Consider the following 7,075-nt stretch of genomic DNA (forward strand, 5'->3'; position numbering starts at 1 on the left):
ACCTCCGCTTTTTTAGATAATTCGATTAAAACACAAATGACCCGCAAGAGGGTCACTTTTTTCAAAGTTTCCATCTTACGGGTCACAGTTCATTATGCCTTTGCGGTCTCTTTTGTGTTGATTGATTTCAATCATAGTTAGCAAAATTGTTAAACTATCGTGTCCCGTTAGCTTAATGATTTTTCTCTACATATGACTGCTTCAAATATTTTTTTACCTGTAGAGTCTATCATAGTTCCTTGAGAAGGTTCTTTTTTAGTAATCCATTTTATTAATTGAGCAAAATAATAATCCATAAGAGAATTCGAGAAAAAAGAATAATTTGATAGCAATACAACTCCTACACGGAGTTCCTTGTTGAAAGCTAGATAACTATTAAAACCAGCTGAACCCCCGTTATGCCAGAGGATACCTTTATCTAGAAGTTTATCCTCACCCCAGCCAAAATAACGGTTTGAATTTCCGATCCATATAGGGAGATGACTTTTTTGTAGTGTAGAGGCTATCGGATTATCATCATTTAGATTGGCTTGGACAAATAAACTCAAATCGCTAACAGATGACTTAATACCCCCAGCTCCTTCATGTATAGAAAGATCCCAATGAGGGACTCTTTTCCCAGTTGAAGCATGTCCATTCAAAAACCTGCCATCCTGTTCTGAATCAAGCATAACGGCTGTCTCATTCATCTTTAATGGACTCGTTATATATTTTTTTAACAGTTCGTCATACTTGCTTCCTGACACCTTACATAGAATGTTTCCCAGTATGGCCATACCGATATTGGAATATCCAAACGAACCAATGCTATCCGTGTAGTCAGCATTAGATAAAAAAGCAGTTAAATCTTGCTCGGTATACATTGAATAAGGATTCGATCTTTTTTTAGCCAAAATGTGGTTGGTTGCCAATATAGGTAATCCAGAGGTATGAGTAGCAAGGCTTCTCAAGGTAATTTTATTCAAATAATCGTTTTCAGCGTTCTGCACAAACTTACCAACCATGTCATCCGAGGAAAGCAGTTTTTCCTGTTCCATTTCTAATAAAAGTATTGATGTAAAAACTTTGGTTATGGATCCGATTTCAAACAACATATTCTCAGGAAGGACCATACTTTTCTTTTTACTATTACAAAACGAAAAGTATTCAATATCTCCCTCCCTAATAATCCCGATAGCAAGATGTAAATGTTTCTTATCTTTCGTGTAATCTGATACAAAATTATGTAAATCCTTCATAGTAAAAGTTACTCCTTTTAGTTTAATGATGCTTACATAAATCGAATGTTGAAATCACGTTAATAAACCTATTTTGGGATGCTAAATCATTTATTCGTTTCCATTTCTCGATATTCCTGCCCGACAATAAGTCCTGGAGATAATAAGATTGCATTTGTTTACAAACAAGTATTCCAATCATAGAGAGGAGACCTTGGATGATTCGCTGTAAGCCTTGATTGATTTTATACATCAGGAGGAATTAATTCTGTTAGGTCACAGCCACTCACCCTAATTAGAGCGTCTCAACCAATTTTTGAATCTTTGAGTGGGAAATTAAATATACAGGACCCATTATTTCTATTTTGCCGTCCTTTACACGTATAGCGCTCTCCTGTTCTGCAGCATAAACATCAATCTCTTCAGACAAGGGGAACAGGTAGCCTTGAACAAACGTGGCGTAGTCGCGTTTAGAATGAGATTCATAGGCAAAATGATTAAAGCCAATACCATCATAAATAGTACTTGTTTCAACTTCATTGCCAGTCTCTTTCAAGCTTAACCATTTGGCAGCCATGTTTAACGCGCCAGCGCTGGCACCCATTATAACGGCATTGCTGTTTTTAATAACATCCGATAATTCATATTCCGCCAAAAAATCGTTCTGCAAAACAGGATATCCACCGCATAAAAAAATGACAGAAGCGTTTTGAATGAATCGCTGGGCATCTTCCTTCTGCATGCGGTAATCAATGAAATGATATTCATTAAAAATAATGTTAGCCTGATTAAACCATGTCCTTTCAAAAACATCATCACTGTTAACTTGCTCATCTTTATAACCAGACGGTTGAGCGCTAATCATAACAAGCGATTTTCTGTCTGTTATATCCTCATGCAACAATTTGACCAGCTTCTCTGGAAAAATATCATTAAACCAACTGAAATAGTAGTGAGTCTTCAAACTTAATTACCTCCATATGTACTATTTACATTCATCCATTCTTAACGATAAAACATATTTTTCATAACTCCAACTCTATATTACCATTACTTGGAATTGAAGTATGAGAAATATGTTTCTTACGTTAACCTGCCCGTTAGTTCAATAAGAAAGATGAACAGTATCGTCCTGTTCGGACAAAAAAAGCTTAACTTATTTTGAGTACTTCAGATGTCCTAAACATCCCTAGAAGGACATAAAGGATCTTGATATAGTCCTGATGGAATTCGGAGGGTTCTGTGAGTGTTATTTCACAATCAATAAGTTTCATGTATTCAAGTTACTTTATTATTGTACTTTGTATTTTTGTTATTTACATATTTTTACTATTGATTTGGCAGAGTCAAGTGAGAAAAATTTTAATTAAAATTTACATAATAACGAACCTCCGTTAATACTTGTCCATTAAGATTACTTGTAAGCAACGAGAAACAATTAATCAAATAGAGGGGGATCATTATGAAAAAATATTCTAAGAAACTCGTAGCATTTGCGGTTGTTTCAACCCTTACGGTTACTGCCACGGTATCAGGTTTTCTGGTCGATCCAGCAATAGCGGGGCAAAACAAAGAAAAAGGCAAAATTAAGAATGTTATTTTCTTAATTGGGGATGGTATGGGTGTACCGTACACAACAGCCTATCGCTACATAAAAGACGATCCGTCTACGCCGGTCATGGAAAAAACGGAATTCGATAAATATCTAGTCGGTAACCAAATGACTTACCCTGAAGACGAGCATGAAAATATTACCGACTCGGCTTCTGCTGCTACGGCAATGTCCGCAGGAATAAAAACATATAATGCTGCCATCGCGGTTGATAATGACCATACAGAAGTGAAAACTGTCCTAGAGCAGGCGAAAGAGCAAGGAAAAGCAACTGGTTTGGTAGCCACATCTGAAATTACACACGCCACTCCTGCTGCATTTGGAGCACATGATATCAATCGTAAAAACATGGATGCTATCGCAGATGATTACTATGATCAAATGATCAATGGAAAGCATAAGGTGGATGTACTGCTTGGCGGAGGACTGAGCAACTTCGTGCGTAAAGATCGAAACCTACCCGAATTGTTTAAAAAGGACGGTTACAGCTATGTAACTGACCGTGAGTCCCTTTTGAAAGATACAAATAATCAGGTACTGGGCTTATTTGCCGCAGGTGGGTTAGATAAAGCTATTGATCGTGACCAAAACACACCTTCTTTAGAAGACATGACAAACGCTGCAATAAATCGCTTGAATAAAGATAAAGACGGTTTCTTCTTGATGATAGAGGGAAGCCAAATCGACTGGGCAGGACATGATAATGATGTGGTTGCTGCTATGAGTGAAATGCAGGATTTTGAGAAAGCTTTTAAAGCAGCGATTGATTTTGCAAAGAAAGATGAAAATACATTAGTTGTTGCTACTGCTGATCACTCCACTGGTGGTATGTCGGTTGCAGCAAATGGAAAATATAATTTTGACCCAGATGCGATTAAAGCTGCAAAACGTACTCCGGATTTCATCGCTAAGGAAATCGCGGCAGGAGCCAATGTGGAAGACACGCTGAAAAAGTATATCGCTCTAGAACTGAGCGCAGCAGAAATAAAGTCTGTGCAGGATGCATCGGTTTCAAAAGATCAAAGCAAAATAGATACTGCAATTGAAGCCATTTTTAACGAGCGCAGCAACACTGGCTGGACTACCGGTGGGCACACTGGCGAAGATGTTCCAGTGTATGCGTTCGGTCCACAAAAAGAAAAATTCTCTGGACTCATTGACAATACCGACAATGCAAAAATTATCTTTGATCTCTTTGGCAAAAAGAAGAATGAGAAATAGCAATAAATTTTGTAATAGAATTAAGATAGAGTATTCGGATCCTTCCGGATACTCTTTTTTGTGGTTTTGGGATAAGTTCACAATACGCTATCACTGGGAATTAAACTTCTTGTATTGATTCTGATCGTCCATGGATGGTTGACTTTATGGTTGGCTATATTCACTGATATGGATGCTAGGCTTATTGTTACATTAAGCCTTCGCCTTTATTGCTAAGGAAACTTCTCCTGAGCAACAAAATCACCATAGGGCATGAGCGAAGGCTGAATCTTTCTTGCCATTAAATCCAATCTCAATTTTATATTTATCCATATAGTAAGGTGTATTCTAAGTAAAAGGAGGAATTACTATGGGTGGAGTTCTTGGAGGATTTGGCGGATGTTGCGGTGTTGGTGGTAATACAGCGGCAATTTTAGTTCTGTTCATTTTGTTGGTTATCATTACCAGTGCGTTCTGTTTCTAAATTTATACGCAGAAAATAGTAGTAATTAATAGATTGTCCCAAATGTATTATATTAGTTGTAACATATACGGAAGCTTCGTTATGCAATCCGAAAACATCAGTGAAATACCCCACTAACCTTAATTGGTCGGCGGGGTATTTTATGTTCGTGATTAAGCTAACGGGCAGTTTAGTTGAACACTATTACAACTAAAATTGTTCAAATGATGAAATATTCCGTCACTTAAAGCACTATTATTTACCATTTGATATTTGTTTTGAAAAAAGATATTGTTATGAAGTCAACTTCACGTGAAATAAACTTCACTTCAGAAGAATTAGTTAGTTAGGAGAGGTACATTTGAAAAAACTATTCATACAGCGACTTTTAGTATCAACCTTATTAATGGTATTGGGGTTTATTCAAATAAATCTCGATACATCGGAAGGATTTAATTTTGGTTATGTCATGTTATTCATAGGTGGAATAATTTTGTTAATTTCAATAATTTCTTACCTTAACCCCCGCAATAACAAAAAAATAGAAAAGGAAGTGTCAAAGGAATATGATGAAAGAGATATTTTAATTGATGGAAAAGTTGCTCACTTTTCAATGCGTTTTTTGATGTATGAAATTTTAATTATTATGTTTTCAACTAATTTTGTGGTAATCCCTACAAATACTGCATTATTAATTGTTTTAATATCTTTAATCATTAGTGAATTTGGTTCTAGAAAATATTATAATCATGTCCTTTAATTAAGGAGATATTTAATGAAAAATAGAGTAAAACAATTACGAATAGAACATGGAATAACTCAACAAGAGTTAGCTGATAAAGTAAGTGTATCTTCTAGAACAATCATCTCATTAGAAAAACAAAAGTATAATCCATCTGTGCTACTTGCGTATAAAATAGCTTTAGTTTTTAATTTATCAATTGAAGAAACGTTTATTTTTGATGAAGATGACAAATAATACATTTCATAAAGATGCACATATGAAACAAACAACGGAGGAACATTAATGTTTATTATATTATTTATTTTTGGGGTAGTTTTAATAGTCTGGGGTCTTTATCTTATGAGAACAGAAGATGGTTTATTTGGGAAAAATCGAAAAAGTAAAAACATATTCAATTTCATACTAATGGGACAAGCTTCAGGATTAGGACAATTTATAAGTGGAATTCTGTGTATTATAGTAGGGATTATCGCAATTATTATGATGTAGTAATAAATAAGAAGTTCGATTTTTCACTGAAAATATAATTGTTGCGCTAACGGGAGACGATAGTTAAATAACACACAATGATGAGCAGGTACAACGTAGCCTGCTCTTTTTTATTAAACTAACGGGCAGAATTGTTCAAAATAATGTGGAAATGGTAGATAAGCAAATTAAGGCATCATTCTAAACACGCGAGGTGCGATTTGAACTTAATACAAACGATCATAGGAAGATTTAACCTTAATGTTTTAAGTGTAGATAATGTTCCTGAGTCTTTTAGTTCACAAGTATACAAACTGAATCTTACTAGTGGAGAAACTGTATATGCGAAGATCCCTTATAATAGGGATAAACTGTATCGTGAATATCGTATGCTTGAAATGTTGAGCGAGGTATTACCAGTTCCAAAAGTATTAGACTTCTGGAGTGGGGATGACTTCATTTCCGGCGCCTTACTTTTATCTCAGATTCAAGGAATACCGTGTACAGGTAATATTGACGATGAACTGGCATTTCAAATTGGGGTATATCATGCAAAGCTGCATGAAATTAAAATGCCGTGGTATGGTGTTGAAGGATTAGACGGGTTTCAATTTCTTAATCAGAACAATTGGAGACTTTACATAAAAAATAACTTTGAAAAGTTGACAAAACCTTGTAAGGAAGTCCTTGAGAGAGGACTTTTCGAAAAATGTATTAATCACTTTGAGAGTGCACGGGGAGGATCCTCTGAAATAGATTTCACAAAAATTAATCGATATGTTTGGGAAGTAAATCCTCAAAGTAGAGTTTCGTATAAAGAGGGGTATTCAACAATTCGTCCCCTAATGGAATTAGAGACGATACTTCCCTTTTATGATTTTTACGATGCTTTTAGTGCTGTTGTCTGGTGTAAAAACAGGGGAATTGAAAAAAATAAAGCGTTCCTCAAGGAAAGTATTTCTGTATTACAGAAATCTGTAGGTTGTTGAGCTAACGGGACACGATAGTTGAATAATACACATTGATAAGCAGGTGCTTCGGTGAAGTGACCCCTGTCAAGTAGACAATTAACAAAAAGCAATATTTAAGCAGCCTGAGTCCTGTATTCGTAGGGGCTCAGGTTGTTTAGTTTCTTTTGAAAGCGTTCATGGTTGTAGAAATGGATGTACTGCTTAACGGCGTGTTCGACCTGCTTTACAGAATGAAAAACATGAAGGTAGAAGCACTCTGCTTTAAAATGACTGAAGAAGTTCTCCATACATGCATTGTCCCAACAGTTTCCTTTCCGGGACATGCTGGCTTGGATGCTGTATCGTTTGAGCAGCTGACTATATTGGCGGGATGTATACTGGAATCCTTGGTCACTATGC

Annotated in this window: 9 protein-coding genes; 6 read left to right on the forward strand and 3 right to left on the reverse strand. The window is 35.8% G+C overall.

Going from position 1 to position 7,075, the window contains the following annotated elements; translation table 11 throughout:
- Positions 1–167: 167 nt before the first annotated feature.
- Positions 168–1,238 (reverse strand): serine hydrolase domain-containing protein, encoded by a 1,071-nt coding sequence (locus tag BW961_RS28965; RefSeq protein ID WP_068591295.1) that lies wholly within the window; start codon positions 1,236–1,238, stop codon positions 168–170.
- A 274-nt stretch (positions 1,239–1,512) separates the two neighbouring features.
- Entirely contained in the window at positions 1,513–2,181 is a 669-nt protein-coding gene (locus BW961_RS28970; protein WP_068591293.1) for a Type 1 glutamine amidotransferase-like domain-containing protein, read from the reverse strand.
- A gap of 498 nt (positions 2,182–2,679) precedes the next feature.
- Between BW961_RS28970 and BW961_RS28975 the strand changes: the two genes are divergently transcribed.
- The 6 genes from BW961_RS28975 to BW961_RS28995 all read left to right on the forward strand — a co-directional run bounded on the left by BW961_RS28975 (position 2,680) and on the right by BW961_RS28995 (position 6,694).
- Complete coding sequence (locus BW961_RS28975) at positions 2,680–4,050, forward strand: alkaline phosphatase (protein WP_068591291.1); 1,371 nt, start codon at positions 2,680–2,682, stop codon at positions 4,048–4,050.
- 349 nt (positions 4,051–4,399) lie between these two features.
- Positions 4,400–4,513: a sporulation protein YjcZ gene (gene yjcZ / locus BW961_RS29700; RefSeq protein WP_082867664.1), complete on the forward strand. Its 114-nt coding sequence runs from the start codon at positions 4,400–4,402 to the stop codon at positions 4,511–4,513.
- Positions 4,514–4,853: 340 nt separating this feature from the next.
- On the forward strand, positions 4,854–5,252 hold the full coding sequence (locus BW961_RS28980) for a hypothetical protein (RefSeq protein WP_068591288.1): 399 nt from the start codon (positions 4,854–4,856) through the stop codon (positions 5,250–5,252).
- A 15-nt stretch (positions 5,253–5,267) separates the two neighbouring features.
- Positions 5,268–5,471, forward strand: coding sequence for a helix-turn-helix transcriptional regulator (locus BW961_RS28985; RefSeq protein ID WP_068591287.1), 204 nt, complete (start codon positions 5,268–5,270; stop codon positions 5,469–5,471).
- A 48-nt stretch (positions 5,472–5,519) separates the two neighbouring features.
- Positions 5,520–5,726, forward strand: coding sequence for a hypothetical protein (locus BW961_RS28990; protein ID WP_068591285.1), 207 nt, complete (start codon positions 5,520–5,522; stop codon positions 5,724–5,726).
- Positions 5,727–5,926: 200 nt separating this feature from the next.
- Positions 5,927–6,694: a protein kinase family protein gene (locus tag BW961_RS28995; protein WP_068591283.1), complete on the forward strand. Its 768-nt coding sequence runs from the start codon at positions 5,927–5,929 to the stop codon at positions 6,692–6,694.
- Positions 6,695–6,789: 95 nt separating this feature from the next.
- Here BW961_RS28995 and BW961_RS32090 read toward each other — a convergent pair whose 3' ends face one another.
- A complete protein-coding gene (locus BW961_RS32090; RefSeq protein ID WP_425298723.1) occupies positions 6,790–6,999 on the reverse strand; it encodes an IS3 family transposase in 210 nt (69 codons plus the stop codon).
- Positions 7,000–7,075 lie beyond the last annotated feature (76 nt).

This window comes from Paenibacillus macquariensis (assembly GCF_900156375.1).
In the GTDB taxonomy this organism is placed as follows: domain Bacteria; phylum Bacillota; class Bacilli; order Paenibacillales; family Paenibacillaceae; genus Paenibacillus_AQ; species Paenibacillus_AQ macquariensis.